General features: G+C 43.8%; 17 protein-coding genes. 5 read left to right on the top strand and 12 right to left on the bottom strand.

The annotated features are described in order from the left end of the window. The first annotated feature begins 640 nt into the window (after positions 1-640). On the top strand, positions 641-985 hold the full coding sequence (locus AYW75_RS09050) for a cupin domain-containing protein (protein ID WP_067098488.1): 345 nt from the start codon (positions 641-643) through the stop codon (positions 983-985). A 299-nt stretch (positions 986-1,284) separates the two neighbouring features. After that, positions 1,285-2,571, top strand: coding sequence for a cation:proton antiporter (locus tag AYW75_RS09045; RefSeq protein WP_067098485.1), 1,287 nt, complete (start codon positions 1,285-1,287; stop codon positions 2,569-2,571). Between the two features lie 73 nt (positions 2,572-2,644). On the opposite strand, the gene AYW75_RS09040 is transcribed toward AYW75_RS09045, so the two are convergent. From AYW75_RS09040 to AYW75_RS09015, 6 genes are all read right to left on the bottom strand, one after another. Next, the gene (locus AYW75_RS09040) at positions 2,645-4,432 is read right to left on the bottom strand and encodes a diguanylate cyclase (protein ID WP_082856458.1); all 1,788 of its coding nucleotides are present in this window, start codon (positions 4,430-4,432) and stop codon (positions 2,645-2,647) included. A gap of 134 nt (positions 4,433-4,566) precedes the next feature. Next, a complete protein-coding gene (locus AYW75_RS09035; protein ID WP_067098481.1) occupies positions 4,567-5,883 on the bottom strand; it encodes a GGDEF domain-containing protein in 1,317 nt (438 codons plus the stop codon). Between the two features lie 92 nt (positions 5,884-5,975). After that, on the bottom strand, positions 5,976-6,578 hold the full coding sequence (locus tag AYW75_RS09030) for a flavin reductase family protein (protein WP_067098478.1): 603 nt from the start codon (positions 6,576-6,578) through the stop codon (positions 5,976-5,978). 21 nt (positions 6,579-6,599) lie between these two features. Beyond that, entirely contained in the window at positions 6,600-7,691 is a 1,092-nt protein-coding gene (locus AYW75_RS09025) for an endonuclease/exonuclease/phosphatase family protein (RefSeq protein WP_067098880.1), read from the bottom strand. A 218-nt stretch (positions 7,692-7,909) separates the two neighbouring features. After that, the gene (locus AYW75_RS09020) at positions 7,910-10,492 is read right to left on the bottom strand and encodes a TRAP transporter permease (protein ID WP_067098475.1); all 2,583 of its coding nucleotides are present in this window, start codon (positions 10,490-10,492) and stop codon (positions 7,910-7,912) included. A gap of 87 nt (positions 10,493-10,579) precedes the next feature. Further along, a complete protein-coding gene (locus AYW75_RS09015) occupies positions 10,580-11,545 on the bottom strand; it encodes a TAXI family TRAP transporter solute-binding subunit (RefSeq protein WP_067098473.1) in 966 nt (321 codons plus the stop codon). Between the two features lie 365 nt (positions 11,546-11,910). Here AYW75_RS09015 and AYW75_RS09010 point away from each other — a divergent pair, with 365 nt between their 5' ends. Both AYW75_RS09010 and AYW75_RS09005 read left to right on the top strand, forming a co-directional pair. Further along, complete coding sequence (locus AYW75_RS09010; RefSeq protein ID WP_231886175.1) at positions 11,911-13,593, top strand: transporter substrate-binding domain-containing protein; 1,683 nt, start codon at positions 11,911-11,913, stop codon at positions 13,591-13,593. Positions 13,594-13,617: 24 nt separating this feature from the next. Continuing rightward, positions 13,618-15,021, top strand: coding sequence for a sigma-54-dependent transcriptional regulator (locus tag AYW75_RS09005; RefSeq protein WP_067098470.1), 1,404 nt, complete (start codon positions 13,618-13,620; stop codon positions 15,019-15,021). 15 nt (positions 15,022-15,036) lie between these two features. Here AYW75_RS09005 and AYW75_RS09000 read toward each other — a convergent pair whose 3' ends face one another. The 3 genes from AYW75_RS09000 to AYW75_RS08990 form a co-directional block, all read right to left on the bottom strand. Next, positions 15,037-15,975 carry an AraC family transcriptional regulator gene (locus AYW75_RS09000; RefSeq protein ID WP_082856457.1) on the bottom strand — a complete coding sequence of 313 codons (939 nt, stop codon included), beginning with the start codon at positions 15,973-15,975 and terminating at the stop codon, positions 15,037-15,039. A 73-nt stretch (positions 15,976-16,048) separates the two neighbouring features. Further along, a complete protein-coding gene (locus tag AYW75_RS08995) occupies positions 16,049-17,098 on the bottom strand; it encodes an NAD(P)-dependent alcohol dehydrogenase (protein WP_067098467.1) in 1,050 nt (349 codons plus the stop codon). A gap of 312 nt (positions 17,099-17,410) precedes the next feature. Continuing rightward, positions 17,411-17,893 carry a GNAT family N-acetyltransferase gene (locus AYW75_RS08990; protein WP_067098464.1) on the bottom strand — a complete coding sequence of 161 codons (483 nt, stop codon included), beginning with the start codon at positions 17,891-17,893 and terminating at the stop codon, positions 17,411-17,413. Between the two features lie 431 nt (positions 17,894-18,324). Between AYW75_RS08990 and AYW75_RS18790 the strand changes: the two genes are divergently transcribed. Then, a complete protein-coding gene (locus tag AYW75_RS18790; protein WP_156490832.1) occupies positions 18,325-18,462 on the top strand; it encodes a hypothetical protein in 138 nt (45 codons plus the stop codon). Positions 18,463-18,465: 3 nt separating this feature from the next. Here AYW75_RS18790 and AYW75_RS08985 read toward each other — a convergent pair whose 3' ends face one another. The 3 genes from AYW75_RS08985 to AYW75_RS08975 form a co-directional block, all read right to left on the bottom strand. Then, the gene (locus AYW75_RS08985) at positions 18,466-19,344 is read right to left on the bottom strand and encodes a GGDEF domain-containing protein (RefSeq protein WP_197478924.1); all 879 of its coding nucleotides are present in this window, start codon (positions 19,342-19,344) and stop codon (positions 18,466-18,468) included. Positions 19,345-19,742: 398 nt separating this feature from the next. Next, positions 19,743-20,303 carry an LOG family protein gene (locus AYW75_RS08980; protein WP_067098455.1) on the bottom strand — a complete coding sequence of 187 codons (561 nt, stop codon included), beginning with the start codon at positions 20,301-20,303 and terminating at the stop codon, positions 19,743-19,745. Positions 20,304-20,354: 51 nt separating this feature from the next. Further along, on the bottom strand, positions 20,355-20,657 hold the full coding sequence (locus tag AYW75_RS08975) for an antibiotic biosynthesis monooxygenase family protein (RefSeq protein WP_067098454.1): 303 nt from the start codon (positions 20,655-20,657) through the stop codon (positions 20,355-20,357). Between the last annotated feature and the right edge of the window lie 148 nt (positions 20,658-20,805).

Raw genomic sequence — 20,805 nt, 5'->3', positions numbered from 1 at the left:
AAATCAATGCCACCAATTTTTATTGGAGCGGTCATACACCCTGTAAGAACGACCGTGTTACACAATGCTTACATAATACATATATTAAATATTACTAATATCTAATAAGCGACACATTAGCACTTTTAAACAGTCATAAACGACAATCCCTGAACACCTACTCCGACTCGTATATTTTTATTGTTAGCACGAATATTCATTGAAAATAGCGACATTTGTCAACATTTTGAAAGTTTCACCATCATAAAGAATCAATAAAAGTGCTTCATTCAACCAATCAACACCACCTTAATCTGTCGCTTAGGGTTAACTATTTCAGCAACACTATGATGCTAGTCATTTAACACAGGGAAAACGACAAAAAATTCACCTAAAAGCGACATGTATAATTTTATTGATCGTTATGGCGGTTTATTTTTATGGCTAAACACAGAACGTGCAGGCTTAATCTTGTAAACCTGACCTTCTTTAAGACCTAAGGAAAAACGAAACAGCTTTTTTTAGCGTCACAGAGAAAACACTGAATACATCGTATTGAGCATAACGACATAATTTCGCAGGAATGCGTCGGGCTAGGACAACCCTTGTATTGATGAGCGCTCTACAATGCTGGTTCCCTTAATTTAATCATGGAACTTACATGTCTGATTTCATCACTGTAATGCGCGAAACGTGCCCAACACCTGTTGTTGACGCAACGAAATGGAAACGCATCAAAGGCGAACCACACACTGTTAACCTAAATGCTTACCTATCTGAAGATGGTAGCAAGATCATGGGTACGTGGATCTGTACTCCTGGTAAATTTGAAGTGGAATACGACAAATGGGAATTCTGCCACTTCCTTGAAGGTTACTGCATCATCACGCCTGAAGGAGAAGAGCCGAAGCACCTTAAAGGCGGCGATGTATTCGTTATCGAACCAGGCATGAAAGGCACTTGGGAAGTGGTTGAGACAGTACGTAAGTATTTCGTATTCGCTTAATCGCCCCATCAAACAGCGCTGCCTAGTAGTGCTGTTTTCTTTCGCCCTATAGATCTACCCGCCCATTTCTTTGATTTAATTCAAACCTTACCTAGCTAGCATTGTTTTTACTTATTTAGCCAGATTAAGCGTATTTTTAGGATTCACCCATTCGGTCGAAACTTTTTCACAGGAGAGGCATATACTATGCGCCGTTCTCGTGTTTAAAACTAAGCGTCGACAGCATGCTGCCAACCTAGCCATTCAAACTCTGCAATTGAGGGCGTTTAGTTGTAAACATGCTTACCCTTGGGACTCTTATGAACGCTTGGTACTTCCTCTGTCTATTATCTGTTGTGGCGATTTTAATCGCCTTCAGTAATCAATATGTCTTAAAACTCCAAACCACCATCGCCATTACCACAGGTTCGGTTGTGATATCCCTTCTTTTGATGGGCTTCACTCAGTTTTATGACAATAGCTTTACCGAATCCATTACTACCTCTGTTGCCAGCTTGAATTTTAATATGCTGTTGTTGAATGGCATGCTTGGTTTTCTTCTCTTTGCCGGAGCCTTAGAGATCGATTTAAAACTGCTGAAAAACCAACGCTGGGAAATTGCCATTATGGCGTTCTTTTCAACGCTGATTTCGACGTTCATTGTCGGCGGTTTATGCTATTTCGCATTCCACCTTTTAGGTTGGGAATTGCCCTTTATTTACTGCTTACTATTTGGTGCCTTAATTAGCCCAACTGACCCCATTGCGGTTTTGGCTATTATCAAAAAGATGAATGCGCCCGAGAAAATTTCCGTGCAAGTTGAGGGTGAATCTTTGTTCAACGACGGTATAGGATTGGTGGTTTTCACTACTATTTTCGCCGTCGCCTTCTCTGGTGAAACCGCAACGATGTCTGGTGTAGCAGAGCTGTTTTTAGTCGATGCAGTGGGCGGTGTGCTATTTGGCTTAGTCATGGCCTTGATCGCTCACTGGTTGATACGTACTAGCCATGACACCAGCATCGAATTACTAATCACCCTGTGCATTCCTACGGCTGGATACGCTCTAGCCAACGTCATTGGCATCTCTGGCCCATTAGCGATGGTAGTGAGTGGTATATTCATTGGTAACGTCACGCACAGCAAAGGTTTTTCGGAAGCAAGCCAAACGACGATGAGCCACTTTTGGCACACCATTGATGCTTTTTTAAATTCATTGTTGTTTATCTTGATTGGTTTACTGCTGGTGGTTTTGCCCGTTACATGGGCGGAGGTAGGCTTAGGGATTTTGATGATTCCCGTGGTTTTGCTTGCACGCTTTATCAGCGTTGGTTCGGTATACACGATTTTTCGCAGGTTCCGCGAGTACGACCCTCATTCAGTCAAAATTCTGACTTGGGGCGGCTTACGAGGCGGTTTAGCATTGGCTATGGCTGCATCGATCCCACAAGGTAAGTTGATGATTAACGGTGCTGACTACCATACGCTGGTGGTGGTTGTGACTTACATTGTGGTGATCTTTTCAATCATCGTACAAGGTTCTACTATTTCACCGATTATCCAACGAAGCATTGAAGAAGGCGCAAAAAAACCAAACCAGTCTAACTAAAAAACTGAGCGCTCGTATATAACTCAGTATTACAAAGATATTAAAGTAAGGCTTAATATGATTTTAAGCCTTGCTAGATCATATTAAAGACCATTACTCGATTTCGACCCGCTGTTTTTGCTTGATACAATGCTGTGTCAGCTCGCTTAAATAATTGATCAATACCAATTGCGTCTTCCTTATCATCACAACATTGCGCCAAACCAGCTGAAATCGTAACTTTCACATGGCCTTGGTTTGATGATGTGATAGCTAATTCACTCACCGCTGCTCGCAAACTCTCGGCTATTTCAAAAGCTTCTTGCTTGCCAATATGAGGCAATATGACGGCAAACTCCTCACCGCCTATTCGCCCAACCAACCCTGTATTGTCTAGTGTTTTTATCATTGCTTGCGCTACTTCTATGAGCACTAAATCACCTATTTCATGCCCATATTGATCGTTCACATGTTTGAAGTAATCTATATCCAGCATGATCATGCTGTAGTAGCCATAACTATTATGTAACGAATTGAGTACTTTGTTAGCGTATTCAAAAAAGTAGCGACGGTTAGCAAGCCCCGTCAAATCATCATAGTACGCTTTACGCTCAAGTTCATCGCGAGATTGTCTATTTTCAATGGCCACGCTCGCTAAGTTGCTTGCGAAAGAAATTAAGTCAATATCGTTATGTGTCGGTTGTGTTGGATAGGTATGGTAGATGGCAAACGTACCCAATACTTCACCAGAAGAAGACAGAATGGGGTCTGACCAGCAAGCGGCAAGATTTGCACGGGCAGCAAGCTGTTCAAAGCCTTGCCAATATTGATGTTCGCTGATATTAGCAACGATCACTCTTTCTTTTAGATAGGAGGCCGTACCACAAGATCCGACTGAAGGACCAATCTTTAAACCATCAATAGCTTTTGTATAAAAATCAGGAAGATCGGGTGCGGCACCGCTCCGAAGTTTGTGCTGTTCATCGAGCAATAACACACTGCAAATAGAGCCCTTCGACTCAGATTGCACCTGGAAAACAATCTTCTCAAGAATACTAGTAAGGGGCTGTCCTTTGGCAATCATTTCCAACATTTCGCGGTGTGCAGACAACCTGTTTTGGATCTGCCAATAATTGGTCATGTCACTGTAATTAACCAAGCACTTATTACCTACTGAGGTTGTACTGATCAATACATTGCGTACAGAGCCATCTTTACAGGTAACATCCAATGGTTGCTGCTGTAGTTCTCCAGTGTTTGATTCTTTCTTTAAGGTTTGCTCACGCCAAAGTGAAAGGGCTTCCTGTCGATATACTTGATCTGGAAAAGCCTTTACGAACCATTGTTGCAAATTAGGTATGTCTGCTAGCTTGTAACCGAACAGTGACTTAAAAGCGGGATTAATGTATTCGATTTCATCTGTTTCAACATTAGACCAACCCATTGGCATAGGTGACGCATCTAAAATAGTTCTTAGATGTAACGGTGACTTTAACTGAATAACATTGATATCATCTAGGCTTTGGTTTGAAGCCAAGAGCTCCTTCTCAACCATTACTTTCAAAACATCAAAAATGCCTTCACGCACTGTATTCACAACAGCTGGTATTGAGAGTGGAAGAGCGAGCTCGACTTCTTGAAAAGGTCTACCATCTAGATGTAAAAAAATCGGAAGGCAATCATCAATTTGCACTACAAACTGAAAGTATAGCGAGGCATCATAGGTAGTTGAACTTGCAACGATCAGTTGCTTGTCTTGTTCTGTTACCCAAAGCGTTAGACCTGAAGCAGATTGAAAACGATGTAGCACATTATGTAAAACATCCACACCTAACAGCTGACTAATGGGGTACTTCTGATCACTCGCCGTAGTCTGCAACATCACGTTTAAACCACCTTTTGTTCGTATCGATCACTTATAGCATAAGGGAGTTGTCGCAGAAAAAACGTAATTTTTTTTTAACATCCTACAATTTTCAGTAACATTATGTGCTGCGACTCAGCGTACTTAAACGATTACCTTTCGGTTGCGACCTGTACTCCGCACTTACCAGCGTGCTTGATCGTATACATTGCATGGTCAGCGGCTTGAATAATATCGTCTAAAGACTGCTGTTCTGAATGATGAAAAGCAACACCAATACTGGCACTCACGGTAATCTGACAACACTTAGATACTTCAATAGGCTGATGAATCAAGCCTAATAGTTTTTCTGCTATATCGGTAGCGACAGCGCGATCTTTGCTATCAGATAACCATATTAAGAATTCATCACCACCCAAGCGGACTGCTTGACCCACCCCTTCAGAAGCCTGACTGAGTCGCTGTGCTATTTGCGTCAGTACTCGGTTACCTGTCTCATGACCGCAGTTATCGTTTACGTCTTTAAAGCCGTCTAAATCAATATATAAAATCGCCAAGCTTAACTGCTGCTTCGATGAATAGGCCATCAAGCTCTGTTCTTGATCCATCAAATAACGCAAGGAAGGAATGCCAGTTACGGCATCGTAATGGGCTAATTTACGCAGTTCCTCCTGTGCGTTTTGTGCCACCTCTAACGCCTCATGCAAAGGTGTGACATCGTATTCAGACATCAATAATAAAAAGTCGCCCGACAATGGGTGTCGAGTCATACGAATATCTAGGTTGTGAATACGTTCTCCATGAGAAGTCTTAACCTGACATGTCCACTCCCCTCCTTTACACTCTATTGCTTGCGCTAATATCGCTTCACCTTCCGCTGGGTTAACAAATCGAGCACTGAAAAAAGACTGGACAGTAGGTAAATCGGTACGTGAGATGTGCTTATAGGCTTCAGTGGCTTCTGGATTTTCAACAACCGGCGCACCGTCAAAATCAAAACTGGTGACCGCCACATTGGTGTAACGCATGGCTTCTACTAGCAATAGGTTTTCTGGTGTTTCCCCGAGGTTTACCTCTTCGTTAATAAACGCAATGATGCCACGATGCTTCTCTGGCCCAAGCAAGACCGCCCGGTGGCGCATATAAAGAGTTTTAGGCTTGCCGTTTGGATACGTCGTCCATGGATCAATGGTGAGGCCATTTTGTACCGCTAGCTCAAAAGTTTGAGCAGTACGGTCTTTTGCGCCTTGAGTATCACCAGACAAGTCTTTATTAATCAGCTCATCCACATGGCTTAAGCCCCAAAACTTTACCGCGGCAGAGTTACCCCACCACCAGCCATGCTTATCCAAATCAAAGAACCACACAACATCAGGAATAAGCTCATATAAAGCCACTTCTGAGTGATCTTTGATATGAACTAGATGCTCGTAAGATGGATTGGCATTTAACGACTCATCGCCAGACATGAAAAGCCTCTATAAAATAATTACCACAGTGTATAGATGATAACTGTATCTTGAACGGTTATCTATGTAGTAAAAAATACGGCCGATCATCGTTATGGACGTGTTAACGCAGTCAACTCTTTAGTAAAACTATAAAAATCGCCGCCCATCTTGCCAACACTGCCTAATGCCTGCTGATCAATATTTCCGTCTTGGTAAAGATCATCCGACACGAAGACCGAAACCACATCCAGTAGCACCATACTGCCTGCGCCGGCCCGGTCTCCAATACGCTTCACTTCACGAAGACGGCACTCATAACGAACAGGTGCATCGGCCACTGAAAGTGGCATTACCACTTTACTTTCTACCGATGCAATGTCTGCAAAATCAAATTCACTCTTCTCTGGAGGCAGGCCTGCGCACGACTGGTTCATCTTCTCTAGAGAGGCACTGCTGACAATGTGAACGACACATTCTTGGTTGTGTAAAAGATTTCTGAGCGTGTCCTTGTCTGATCCTGTACGCGGGTTAACTTGGGTATAACTTAATACTGGCGGCGTCACACTGGCCACACTGAAAAAAGAATACGGCGCAATGTTATGAACGCCACCTTCTGACACTGTGCTAATCCACGCAATGGGTCTCGGCGTAACACCTCCCACAAGCAAACGGTACATATCAGGTGTTGCTAGGGCTTCTGTTGCTATATTCATAAACTATTCCTTAGTCATCCTTTAAACGCTTTTACCTGGCTCGGGCACATCGCTCTTGCTAACATTTTCATCCTTTGCGATGTCTTTCGCTAACTGCTCATCTTCATGATCTCCAGCCACGGCCTCTTGATCAACACCTGCACTGGGGGTTAACGCCAAGCACGTTAACAAAGGAAAATGATCTGAACCAATCGAAGGCATACGTTCGATATGACTCAAGGTGAAATGCTTACTGTGAAACACGTGATCTAACGGCCAACGTAAAAATGGATAATCGGCGTGAAAAGTACAATAAATCCCGCGCCCAACCCTTGGATCTAGCAAACCACTCACTTTGCGAAATAATCGCGTTGTTCTGGACCATGCGACATCGTTTAAGTCACCCGTCACAATCACTGGCATATCGCAGTCCGCGACACTGCGTGCAACAATAGAAATTTCAGCATCACGCTCACCAGACTCTTCATTTTCTGTTGGGCTTGGTGGAGCAGGATGAAGAAAATGCACTCGAATGATACTGCCATCATCCATGGTCATCGTTGTATGTACCGAAGGTACATCGTCTTCAACCAAGAAACTCAATGTAGTATCACCCAAAGGAAAACGAGAGTAGACATGCATGCCATACAGGTTATCAAGCGGACACTTTACGGTATACGGTAGACTTGATTCGATGTCGCTTAGCTGATCTTCCCACCATTGGTCGGATTCCAATGTGACCAGCACATCCGGCTTATGTAAATGCACCAACTCGACCAGTTTATGAGCCTCACGATTCGGTGTTAGTACATTAGCGGTTAGCAGTGTAATCAACCGTTCCGATGAAACCTCATGAGCAGTTTTCACTTCTTTTGGAAATAACGCCGTATATGGCAAAACCCACCAAAGTTGGATCGCTAGACAGCCTGCTGTTAAAACAATTAGAAGCCAAGAAAAAAACCCTTCCCAAGGTAGCATTATGAATTGAGTGATTAATAGCACAGCCGCTAAGACCGCAAACTGTAATCGAGGAAAATCACAACTACGAACAGTCCAATGGGAGATTCGACATATAGGTAATAAAGTCACAAAACAAATCAGTGCAGTAAAAGCAGTTAAAATAATCAAAGTCATTGGGGCTAAGCTAACCATAAGCAATATAAGTTAGAGACAACGCTACCATGACCGAAACAAAAAATCTGATCCAGTATCAAAAGAACATAGTTCATTCAAATTTCACGACCTATTAGGGAGCCTATTGCCTCATAATAGAGACATATTAGATTTCTGAAAGCATAAAAAAAGCCGAAGCATAGCTCCGGCCAATTCAAAACAATACCTAGTGCCTGATATTATTTCACTAAACGCTTTTTCTGACGTCGAATAATCCAAAGCACTAGCAGAAATGCTGGGATAAAAAACCATTCTTTTGCAGGGCGATCATTGGCCACATCAAAGCCCGAAATTTCCCATTCAAAATCCAGCTTCATTTGCTCTGCCACCCCGCCCCACACAAGGTTGTCAATCAGCACATGCCCCTCGTCATTACGCACTTCAAGACCTGCGCCATCAAACAAACGTTCACTTGCTGAGCCTATTTTTGTCAACGGTAAATCGACGGTTTTTTCAATCCAACGACCGTCTAAGTTTTCACCTTCTACCGATAACCGCACACTCTCTAGCGTAGGGTGCTCATCAATGTATTGAATCAACTCAGAACCTTGGTAATGCTCATACGGCGCGATCACTTGGTCCAGCCAAAACCCCGGACGGAACAATGTAAAAGCGACTAAGAGCAACACCGCGCTTTCCCAACGCTTACTTCGAACAAAGAAGTAACCCTGCGTCGCTGCCGCGAAGATCAACATAGCCGACAGCGCAACAATAAAGACAATCACCCCTTGATACCACGTCACGTCAATCAACAATAAGTCCGTATTGAAGATAAAAAGGAAGGGTAACAATGCCGTACGCATCGAGTAAAAGAACGCAGTAAAGCCCGTTTTAATTGGATCCCCGCCTGAAACCGCGGCTGCCGCAAACGATGCTAAGCCCACCGGTGGCGTCACATCAGCCATAATACCGAAATAAAACACGAACATATGGATGGCAATCATCGGCACAATAAGACCCGATTGCGCGCCTAACTCCACTACAACGCTCGCCATCAGCGACGACACCACAATGTAGTTGGCTGTGGTAGGCAAACCCATGCCCAAAATCAACGATATCAACGCCACCATCAAGAGCATAATAATAAGCACGCCACCGGACAGCAGTTCAACAAATTCGGCCATCACCTGACCCACACCGGTTAAGGTGACCGTGCCAACAATAATGCCTGCCGTTGCCGTCGCTACACCGATGCCGATCATATTTCGCGCACCTGTGTTCAACCCTTCAATCAGATCCCAAGCACCTTGTTTAAACTGCTGACCAATACCCTGCTGCTGCCGGAACCAAGCTTTCAGTGGCTTTTGGGTTAACAAAATAAATGCCATCAAAATACTGGCCCAAAAGGCGGATAGACCAGGTGACTTTCGCTCGACCATCAAGAACCACACCAGTACAACCAATGGCACTAAGTAGTACAAGCCGGTACGATAAATGTCTGCAAACACGGGCAACTTAACGATTTCGCCATTGGCATCCCCCATGTCTAGATCTTTATTTTTAGACGAAACAAAGAGCAACCCTAAATAGCCGACGACTACAAGCAACAGTAAGCCGATATTGGACCAATCTCCCAAAACAAACTTGATCGCCAACACTAAGTAGTACAACGCGCCAGCCAGAATCATCATGCTCGATATAATAATGCCGGAGCGCAGAACGGCAATTTTCCATGGGCGAGCTGGCGTTACGCGTGGTAAACCGCGCATATCAGCTTTTAACGCCTCAAGATGGACGATATACAGTAACGCAATGTAAGAAATAGTGGCCGGTAGAAATGCATGCTTGACCACTTCAATGTACGAAATGCCCACGTATTCCACCATTAAGAACGCTACAGCGCCCATCACTGGCGGCATGATGACGCCGTTTACCGAAGACGACACCTCAACAGCACCCGCCTTTTCTGGACTAAAGCCTACTTTCTTCATCAACGGAATGGTAAAAGTACCCGTGGTCACCACATTGGCAATCGAGGAACCTGAAATCAATCCTGTCATTGCCGACGACAAGACCGCCGCTTTGGCCGGACCACCACGCATATGCCCTAATAAGGCAAACGCCACTTGAATAAAGTAGTTGCCCGCGCCAGCTTGGTTCAGCAAAGCGCCGAATAAAACGAATAAGAATACAAAACCCGAAGAAACGCCTAAAGCAATACCAAATACGCCTTCTGTCGTCAGCCACATATGCGTCATGGCTTTTTCAAATGAGGCACCTTTCCACCTTAAAATTTCTGGTAACCAGGACGCATCACCAAAAAACACATAAGCCAAAAAAACAATGGCCACTATCATCAGGGGTGGTCCAAGAGAACGACGCGCGGCCTCCAACGTCAACAGTAAGCCCATACCAGCAACCACTAGATCCGTAGTGGTAGGCAGGCCTGGTCGCATGGCCAGCTCATCGTTAAACAAAAACAAATACGATGCACAAAAGGCTGCAATGAGCGCCAATGCATAATCGATAATGGGGATATGCTTTGTAGGACTACGGCTAAAAGCCGGAAATGCCATAAAGGCTAAACTCAAGGCAAACGCTAAGTGCAGCGCGCGTGACTGAGTGTCATTAATAAAACCAACACCAAATTGAGACGGTAAAGGCGAGCCAATCCATAATTGAAACAAAGACCAGCACAACGGTACGAGGAACAACAAGCCCAACGCAAAACGACCGGTCGGTGAGCGCTTGCCCGTATCAGCTTCGGCTACCATTTCATCTAGTTTGTTGGCATCTACACCACTGGATGATTGTGTCGACATAGAAAATTCCTAAGTTCGAACATTGGGAAGAAAAAAGCGCCAGCAAGGCTGACGCTTTGGCGAACAATGCAACAGAAGTGTTGTGCCTTATTTCAAAAGGCCTTGTTCACGGTAGTATTTCTCTGCGCCAGGATGCAGAGGTGCTACCAAGGAAGTGTGCACCATTTCCACAGGTTGCAGAGGTGCAAATGCTGGATGAAGACGCTTGAATGCCTCAAAGTTTTCAAATACGGCTTTAGTCATTTGATATACAACTTTATCCGATACATTTGCAGACGTCACGATGGTCGCTTTCGGTCCGAAGGTAGCCACATCATTTGGATTACCGTTGTACATGCCACCTGGAATGATAGCCTGTGAGAACTCACCGTGTTTTTGCTGAATGCTTATCGACGCCTCATCCGTTAGAGGAATCATGCGCACGTCACAAGTTGTTGTTGCTTCTTGAGCGGAACCGTTTGGTAGACCTGCAACGAAGATGGTGACATCAAACTTGTCGTCACACAGGGCTTGAGACATTTCAGATGATTTCAGCTCTGCTGCAAACGCAAAGTTATCGGTCGTCCAACCTTTTTCGGACATCAACAACTCCATCATTGAACGGTTGCCTGAACCAGGGTTACCAATGTTAACGCGCTTACCTTCAAGGTCATCAAAAGACTGAATGCCCGAATCCGCACGAGCCATTAAATGAATCGGTTCTGGATGAAGAGAGAATACTGAACGTAACTCTGGAAAAGGGTTGCCTTCAAATTGGCCTTTACCTGCAATCGCTGCAGCTTGCACATCAGATTGAGCAACACCAAACTCTAGCTCACCAGCACGAATGCTGTTGACGTTGTAACCAGAGCCACCTGTTGACTCAACAGAACAACGAATGCCGTGCTCTTTACGATCTTTGTTGATCATACGGCAAATCGAGCCGCCCGCTGGATAGTAAACCCCTGTCACGCCACCCGTACCGATTGATACAAATTGAGTATCTGCAACAGATACTGTTGTTGCAGCAGCAAACGCAGTAGCTAAAACCGTTTTAAGCATTACCTTCTTCATTGAAAATTCCTCGTTGTGTCATTATTTTGTTATTTATTTGTCAAAACGAGTATCTCTATCGCAAAGAAAGTGCCAAAAACCAAAAAAAAAACATAAAGCATTGATTTAATTAATTAAAACAATAAAAAATAGGCTTTTCATAATCCCTAAACTGTATAACTAAGGTTATAGTTCAACCAAGTCAAATCTCTGAATCTGATACTCTGCCACATGTAATGCGGTGCCTTGAGGCCAACGTATAACCTTTTTTATACTTATAACTTTTGTTATAAGGAAAAAATCCAACTGCTTTATACGCCTTCTCATTCCTTAACAGAGTCGTTAAGATTCGCTACCTTACTTATATTTGTAGGCCGTTTGATTACATGATGCGCACGCTTGTTTGGCTTCTTATTGCCCTTATCTTTACGCCACTGACTATGGCAGAAACACGACAAAGGCCCGCGCTTGACGTGCAAAAACGGGTCGTGCACATTGCGGCAGACTATAATTACCCACCTTACGAGTTTGTCAATGAAGACGGCATCCCTACGGGTTATACCGTTGAATTGAGTTACGCCATCGCTGAAGTAATGGGCTTTGAAATCGAGCTAACCATGACCGACTGGCAAAGTGCTTACGCTGGGCTATTGGATGGCACCTTTGATGCTCTACAAAACATTGCATATTCCGACGAACGCGCGCAAACCATTATCTTTTCTTCACCCCACTCGATCGTCAACCAGTCCTTATTTGCCCGTAAAGATGGGCCTCACGTCAACGACATCAAAGAGGCTGCTGGTTACGAAGTGATTGTTCAAAATGCCAGCATCATGCATGAATACCTAGAGCGTAATGTTCCAAATGCCATCATTATTCCGGTTGCCACCCACTCTGCAGCCTTGCGTTTATTAGCTTCTGGAAAACACGACTTTGCGTTAACAGCTAACTCCCCAAGTTTATACCTTAGCAAAGAAATGGGGCTCAGCAATTTAGAACCAATCGCCCGACCTGTGGCCGGACAACGCTTAAGCTACGGAGCTCTACCTGCCCATGAAGACTTGATCGCATTGTTTAGTGAAGGCTTGGCCATTTTAAAAAACACGGGACGACAGCAAGCCATTTATGATAAATGGTTTGGCACTCTAGAACAGTCCAAAGTGCCATGGAAAAAGCTCGGCCAATATGCGTTTTATACGATCTTGGCATTGTTGTTAATCTTGGGTGGCATCATGATCTGGAACCGCATGCTGCGCAAAGAAGTTGAACGCCGCTCCCTGCAAATCAAAGCACAACAGGAGCAACTTATTCAAGCCGATAAAATGACTTCACTTGGCGTACTGGTATCGGGGGTAGCACATGAGATCAACAACCCAACAGGTTTACTGATGCTGAACCTGCCTATTCTTCGCGGCGCATGGGAAGATGCACTTCCTTATTTGGATGAGATCGATCAGGAAAATCAAGGCATCATGCTTGGTGGGCTACCTTACCATCGTCTGAAAGAAGAGATTCCCTATTTACTCGATGAGATGCAACACAGTACAGATCGTATCCGTAATATCGTCAATGATTTAAAAGACTTCGCTCGGGAACAACCCGACGCTTTATCCCAAGAAATAGATTTAAATCAGGTCGTAGAAACTAGTATTCGCTTGGTCGACAAATCCATTCGCAGTGCTACAGATCATTTTAATGTACGTCTAGATCAACGCCAACCGCGCATAATGGGTAACCCTCAACGAATAGAGCAAGTCATTATTAACCTTGTTTTAAACGCATGTGATGCCATTGACTGTTCGAGCGCTAGGTTAACGATTTCCACCAACCTTAGTACCGACCTACAAGAGGTACATGTTATTGTCGAAGATGAGGGATGCGGAATAAAACAAGACGAGCTAGCGCGCTTAACTGAGCCATTCTACACCACGAAACGCGACCATGGAGGAACAGGACTTGGACTATCTGTGTCTGCAGGAATTGTAAAAGCACACAAAGGCCGATTGTCTTTTTCATCGACTTTTGGCGAAGGCACTGTTGCCGTGGCAAGCTTCCCTGTTGCAACTTAATGTTTCACTTAAGAGGACTAACCTTTGAATCAGCTGGCCTACCCACAATTTAAAATCCTGTTAGTGGACGACGAACCTTCATTCCTGCGCAGCATGTCACTGACATTAGAGCGCTATGGGATAAATAACATCCTAACGTGTTCTGAGCCTCAGCAAGTACAAAGCTTGATGTCCGAGCAAACGATCGGTTTAGTGCTTTTAGATCTGACCATGCCCGTCATCTCTGGACAAGAATTATTAAAATGGCTAACGGAAGAATACCCAGATGTCAGCGTCATTATTTTTAGTGGTTTAAATCAAGTCGATGCTGCTGTCGATTGTGTCAAACAAGGCGCTTTTGACTATATCGTTAAAACTGCTGATCAAGAGCAGATCCTTGAATCTATCAAGCGCGCCATTCACACCCAAGAACTGAGCTTAGAAAACCAAGCACTGCGAGCTCAGCTTTTATCAAGTGAACTGAATAATGCCGATCATTTCGCTGGTTTTATTACCGCTGATCCAAATATGATATCGATGTTTCGTTATTTAGAGTCCATCGCCCCTAGCGGCCAACCAGTACTGATTACCGGGGAAAGCGGGGTCGGTAAAGAGTTAATCGCAGGTGCAATTCATGAGCTGAGTGGCCGAAAAGGTCCCTTAGTTACAGTCAACGTGGCTGGTCTTGATGATAATATTTTCTCAGACACGCTCTTTGGGCATGCACGTGGTGCATTCACAGGCGCTGACAAAGTCCGCCCAGGCTTAGTTGAAAGCGCGGCAGGGGGCACTTTATTCTTGGATGAAATCGGTGATCTGAGCTCAACGTCTCAAGTGAAATTGTTGCGTCTGCTGCAAGAGGGAGAATACTACCCTATCGGCAGTGATCGCCCAAAGCGCATCCAAGCAAGAGTCATCGTTGCAACGCATCAAAACTTAGCTGAGCAACAGCAAAAGGGCACCTTTCGTAAAGACTTATACTATCGCCTGCGTACTCATATGGTCAGCGTCCGAGCACTGCGCGAGCGTTTAAACGATCTCCCCTTATTGATCGATCATTTTATGCGCCAAGCTTGTCATGAACTGCAAAAACCTTATTTAAACATTCCCAATGCATTGGCACTGCATTTACAAGGCTACTCCTTTCCTGGCAACGTACGTGAGTTGCGCGCCTTAGTCTTTGATGCAGTGAGCCAAAGTGAACAAGAGACATTGAATATTAGTGTCTTTGAACGATTGCTTGGAAACCACTCAAAGGATGTATTTGAGCGATCTGTGCGCTTCCCAGAAGACCAACCGCTGCCGACATTGACGCAACTAAGCAAATTGTTAGTAGAAGAAGCGATGAACCGATCCAATCATAATCAATCACTGGCTGCACGTATGTTAGGTATCTCTCAACCAGCTTTGAGTAAGCGCTTGAAAAACATGAAAGAAGGTGAAGACTAACTGAGTGATCATACGTTAAAACGGCTGCACATCACGACTTGGGGATACACCAAACGCTCGGGAGTATTCACGACTAAACTGTGAAGAACTGATATAACCCACCTCAAATGCGGCGCGACTTACATCCATACTTTGTGAGCGGATCAAATGACGAGCGTGCTGCAATCTAACCGTTTTTTGATACTGCAAAGGACTCATCGAGGTAATCGATTTAAAGTGCGTATGGAAGGACGACACGCTCATACCGCTTAGCGTAGCCAACTGCTCCATTTTAATTGGCTGAGCATAGTGATCTTTGAGCCAAGTAATCGCCTTTGACACCTTCTGGGCATGGGAATCCATCACCCCAAGCTGAGCGATAGCAGGTCCGACTGAACTTTTTAGCAGTCTAATCAGAATTTCATCAATGGCCAGCGGCACCAACAAATCTACGTATTCCTGTTCGACAATCAGCTCAAGTAAACGCACGCAGGCTTTCATTACTCGTTGATCATTGCCTTTGACGTACACAGAACTGGCTTTGTCAGTTTTTGGCACACCATTAGGAAACACTCGAGGAATCAGTTCAATTAATCGGTCTTTATTAAGCGGCAACATCAAACAAAAATACGGTTCTTCCGGACTTGCCTGCATGATTTTATAATCTAACGGCACTTCTGCGGCATAGACCACCATAGTGCTAGCATCTTCAGTATATTCCACACCGGCTTGCATCACCGACACATGTTTTGCGCCTTGCGGTACAATACAAATACTTGGAAGGGCCAACAGGCAATGCTGTTGACTTGAAAGTGTTGCGGACCGAGCAACGTGTACTTGGTTTTCTAATAATGGAAAGTACCCATCATAAGGCGTCAACGTTGTTAACAATGACGCCATCTTCTTCAACGTTCGACTGAGCTCTACAGACAACTCACTGTTTGATGGCATTTGCGTAAACGTTTGTGGAGCCACTGCACACCTCACCTTAACAATAGAAAAGAGCAGCGGCGATCACCACTGCTCTACGCATTCGCTTAACTGACGATTACTCTGCCGCTAGAGAAGCCATGTCGATGACGATACGGTGCGCCATATCCCCTTTCGCCATACGCTCGAAAGCATCATTAATTTGATCTACGTTAATCATTTCACATTCAGGATAAACATTATGTTTGGCACAGAACTCAAGCACTTCTTGAGTTTCTTCAATACCGCCAATTAAAGAGCCTGCGATACGGCGTCGACCAGTGATCAAAGGTATTGTCATCGGTTCTTCTAATGGCCCTACCTGACCGACAATGACCAAGGTGCCATCAATGTCCAGCAGTTGTGTGTAAGGTGTGACATCATGCTTAGCAGGCACTGTATCAATAATCAGATCAAAAGAGTTTGCCGCCGCTTGCATGGCTTCCTCATCAGACGATGCCAAGATACCAAGTGCGCCCATCGCTTTTGCATCTTGCTCTTTTTTCTTAGAGCGACTCAATACCGTTACTTCAGCACCCATGGCAACCGCTAATTTAACCGCCATGTGCCCAAGACCACCAAGGCCAATCACGCCAACACGAGAGCCTGCTTTCACGCCCCATGTACGCAGCGGTGAATAGGTAGTGATACCCGCACATAAGATTGGCGCAGATTTAGAAAGATCCATATTTTCAGGCAAGCTCAGAACGAACTCTTCACGCACAACGATATGCTTTGAATAGCCGCCCTGTGTGATGTCCCCCGAAATACGGTCTGGTGAGCCATAGGTCATGGTTAATCCGTTGCGACAGTATTGCTCTTCGCCCTTATCACATTGATCACAGGCTTGGCAGCTATCGACCATGCATCCTACGGCTACTTTATCGCCAATCTTGTATTTGGTTACATCAGTACCGATGGACTGCACCACACCTACGATTTCATGGCCAGGTACTAAAGGATAGGATTGTGGGCCCCAGTCACCGTTTACCGTATGCAAATCTGAGTGACAGACACCTGAGTATAAAATCTCAATCGCCACGTCATTGGCACGCAAATCTCTGCGTTCAAAATGATACGGCACCATATGTGCATCAGAATTATGTGCGGCGTAACCTACAGTTTTCATAACACTTTACTCCCAGTTATTCTCAAGTTCGCTATCAATTTAGTACTGACATGGTAATAAAGTAGCACTGGAAGCGCCTGCCTAATCCTATTTAGATTATGCCCAAAGCTATGATTCCTAAAAGGACACATAAAACTGTGAAATAAAAAACACAAAAAAAAGTGCCTAATTAATGCTAAATATGTATAAAAATTCACTTTTAATTAAAAGTTCGCAAAAGCATCAATCGGTACCAGCCTGCTTATTTCTTCAAAAGCGTTGTTTGAATAATCAAGTAACGTTAATTAATTAGACTGTCAATCATCTATAATCTTAAGCAATATCTTTGTACATGATCAGGCAGTCTACTTTACCTAAACGGCCGTGACGATACGCATTAGGTACAGTACCGATGATGTCGTACCCAAGTTTTTGCCAAAGCTGCACTGCCACGCGATTAGTAGAAACAACCGCATTAAACTGCATCCCAGTAAAACCCAAATTTCGAGCAACTTGCTGGGAATGCTCGCACAACTTACGTGCAAGACCTTTTCCTCGAGCTTTTTCACTGACCATATAACCGCAATTACACACATGATCTCCTGGGCCCATGGCATTCGCTTTTAAATAATACGTCGCTAATACCTCACCCTCTTCTTCAAATACATACGTTTTTGCGGGTAACGTACACCATATTTCATACGCTTGCTCTTGAGTCATATCAGCACGATAAGCGTAGGTTTCTTGTGCTTTGATAACGGCAGAAAACGTCGGCCAAAACGCTTTAAAATCTGCTTCGGTCATGGCTCTTATCATCTTAGATTCCTTACTTTGAAAGGCTACTATCTCTCTGTCATCATCGCATAAAAAAGCGCCTATAAGAGGCGCTTTTTAAGATCACAACATAGGCTTTAAAGCCTTACACTATAAAACGATCCAACAGCGCTTTCTGAGCGCTGCTTTTGCATTGAAATACAAGAAGAATTGCCCTGATCAAAAACCTGTTACAACCTTAACCAACGCTTTTTACTGTTCATTTCTAATTTGAGGGTGTTTTCACATCGCGTACCATTTCTTTTATATTATTTAATACTAAACTTTCAATTTCACTTCTAACTGCAATGAGCTGCTGTATAATTAGACTACTTTTTACTGAAATTATGGCCAGCGGCAACTCTTTGAAAAACTCTATAAGTACTAACAAAGTTTTTAATATTCGATATGCAAAATTTCCGCAGAAGATACGAATGACAATAATGTTGACTGCACTTATCGCTGGGGTAGGCTTGTTTCATGAAACTTTAGCGGACTTTGCTATGATGATGTTCGACCGTTATCTTGCAGCAATGCAGACATTGGTTGATCTTCAGTATTTTGCCTGCTGACGGTTACTTTTTTTTAAACCAATTGCATTGATTAAACTGTGTGTATTCACGCTCGCTTGAATTTGAGTATTTACAGGTTCTATTGCGTCCTTCCTTTTTCGCTTGATACATAGCTTTGTCTGCACGTGAGATTAAAGCGAGGGTATCTTGATCATCCTTATTTACCTGCGTCACGCCCATACTCACCGTCACATCAATTTCGTATAGCTCTGTTTCACATGGTGATTTTTCAAGCCTTTGCCTCAACCTTTCAGCAAGCTCATAAGCTCCCTGTATGTTTTTATGAGGAAGCAATATCGCAAACTCTTCTCCCCCTATTCGGCCAAATGATACTTGCCCGTCAAGCTCAGAGCGAAACACTTTAACAACATGTTGAATCACTTCATCGCCAACGGTATGGCCTAAGGTATCGTTTACCCGCTTGAATAAATCAATATCGTACATAATCAATGAAAATGGCTCGCCACTGTAAGGATAAGCTTGTACGTATGTTTTTAAAGTATTTGAGAAGGCGCGACGATTTAGAATCCCTGTCAATTCATCAATTTCAGATAAAGTCTTTAGCTCTAATTCTAAGTAATGTTGCTGCGTGATGTTTTTTGCAATCCACAGTGCAACGCGCTCACCATTCTCAACGATAGGTAAATGCTTAATGATCCCTTCAAACCAAATTTCCTTTGGCACCACCACATGATTGGGTAATTCAATCATCTCATCTTCATCAAACTTATATTTGACGGACTGAGTTTCCCGCAGATTTATGGCATTTTTAATATGGGATAGAAAGTCATCTGCCAGATGGCGAGGCATGACGTCATGAAGGTACTTGCCTATGAATGGCTTACAGTCAAAACCTGTCTTGTTATCATCGCCACCGTACACATCAAGGTAGCAGCCTGTTTCTGAAAATAGGAACATGTGGTCAGGTAATGTATCAATTACCGCATAGTATCGATTTAGCAAACCCATTGATCACCTAGTTAGGTAAGGTTTTGCATACGCATGTCCCTAATAAATGCACGCACGCTGTGACGTAATTTAAACGACAGTAATCGATATAACAACTTACAAGTATCTAATAATAACGTCCTTGTATTCACTAACACTCATTACCATTTACTGTCGAGATATACTAACCAGCTTACTGTAAAGATGAAAATATACGCAACTCTAAATAGCTTTAAGACTGAATTTAAAGTGTTTATGAACAACATACGCCTATTTAAAATGGTAAATAGGCGTTTTTCACTTTGAAAAAATGGCTTATGGAGAAAAATCGTTTAATCCCACTTTTTTTGAGGTGGCTGGTAAGCTTTCAATGCCGCCAGCAGTTCATCACCTTGATCGGTTTTAATCAACATATCAATGTATTGAGGACGAATGAAACCTGCATCACTCATCTGTTGCACCATTGCCAAAAGTGGGTCATAAAAACCCATGACATTGTAAAAAGCACACGGTTTAGCATGATGGCCTAATTGTGCCCATGTCCATACTTCAAAAATTTCTTCTAATGTGCCAGCACCCCCTGGTAGCGCAACAAAAGCATCTGCAAGATCGGCCATTTTCGCCTTACGCTCATGCATATCGGCGACCACATGTAACTCTGTTAGATGTTCATGTGCGATTTCTCTGCTTTTCAAGTACTCAGGGATAACACCGTATACTTTGCCACCATGAGCCAGCACGGCATCAGCAATAGTGCCCATTAGACCGACATCGCCACCACCATAGACAACGTCCACTCCCTGCTCTGCAAAATATTTCCCTAACGCCTTAGTTGTTTCGACATAGCGCGGATCATTGCCACTGCTGGCACCACAAAATATTGCAACTTTCATTGTGAAACCTACTTTATTGTTGTTGATAAAATGCTTTCTACGATAGGCAATTTAGATGACAGCTTCAAAACACTCTAACTGAGGATGCCCCAAATAGATCTCACGTCGGCTACCAGCATTCGCATGGGCTTTGCGAAAAGCATCAGACTTTGTCCACGCTTCAAAAGCCTCACGTGATTCCCACGTAGCATGGGAGGAAAACAATGTGTACTCTTCCGTCGTCGGCCCCTGCAGTAAATTAAACGATTTGAAGCCAGGCACACCTTCTAGATAAGAGTCGCGGTTGCGCCAAATATCAAGAAATTCATGCTCACACCCTAACTTGACTTTGAAACGATTCATCGCAATAAACATATACACTCTCTCTTAGCCGTTAATATCGGCGTTGTTTCAATGCCCTTTATAGAGCAGTATGCTTTATTAATGGTGCTGATATAGCGTATTAAAAGCCCACCCCTTCATACAGCATGCCATCGACTCTTTTGATCACATTAAAAAATTA

It is taken from the genome of Marinomonas atlantica (genome assembly GCF_001639725.1).
GTDB classification, from domain to species: domain Bacteria; phylum Pseudomonadota; class Gammaproteobacteria; order Pseudomonadales; family Marinomonadaceae; genus Marinomonas; species Marinomonas atlantica.
The sequence above is the reverse complement of the archived record's forward strand: the minus strand, read 5'-3'. Positions and strand labels throughout refer to the sequence as shown.

Coding starts and splice junctions, on each gene's coding strand:
- AYW75_RS08995 (WP_067098467.1), bottom strand. CDS start 17,098: ATGAAAACTGTAGGTTACGCCGCACATAATTCTGATGCACATATGGTG.
- AYW75_RS09035 (WP_067098481.1), bottom strand. CDS start 5,883: ATGTCTGGCGATGAGTCGTTAAATGCCAATCCATCTTACGAGCATCTA.
- AYW75_RS09010 (WP_231886175.1), top strand. CDS start 11,911: ATGATGCGCACGCTTGTTTGGCTTCTTATTGCCCTTATCTTTACGCCA.
- AYW75_RS09045 (WP_067098485.1), top strand. CDS start 1,285: ATGAACGCTTGGTACTTCCTCTGTCTATTATCTGTTGTGGCGATTTTA.
- AYW75_RS08990 (WP_067098464.1), bottom strand. CDS start 17,893: ATGATAAGAGCCATGACCGAAGCAGATTTTAAAGCGTTTTGGCCGACG.
- AYW75_RS09015 (WP_067098473.1), bottom strand. CDS start 11,545: ATGAAGAAGGTAATGCTTAAAACGGTTTTAGCTACTGCGTTTGCTGCT.
- AYW75_RS09050 (WP_067098488.1), top strand. CDS start 641: ATGTCTGATTTCATCACTGTAATGCGCGAAACGTGCCCAACACCTGTT.
- AYW75_RS08980 (WP_067098455.1), bottom strand. CDS start 20,303: ATGAAAGTTGCAATATTTTGTGGTGCCAGCAGTGGCAATGATCCGCGC.
- AYW75_RS09030 (WP_067098478.1), bottom strand. CDS start 6,578: ATGAATATAGCAACAGAAGCCCTAGCAACACCTGATATGTACCGTTTG.
- AYW75_RS08975 (WP_067098454.1), bottom strand. CDS start 20,657: ATGTTTATTGCGATGAATCGTTTCAAAGTCAAGTTAGGGTGTGAGCAT.
- AYW75_RS09020 (WP_067098475.1), bottom strand. CDS start 10,492: ATGTCGACACAATCATCCAGTGGTGTAGATGCCAACAAACTAGATGAA.
- AYW75_RS09025 (WP_067098880.1), bottom strand. CDS start 7,691: ATGACTTTGATTATTTTAACTGCTTTTACTGCACTGATTTGTTTTGTG.
- AYW75_RS09040 (WP_082856458.1), bottom strand. CDS start 4,432: ATGTTGCAGACTACGGCGAGTGATCAGAAGTACCCCATTAGTCAGCTG.
- AYW75_RS18790 (WP_156490832.1), top strand. CDS start 18,325: ATGACAATAATGTTGACTGCACTTATCGCTGGGGTAGGCTTGTTTCAT.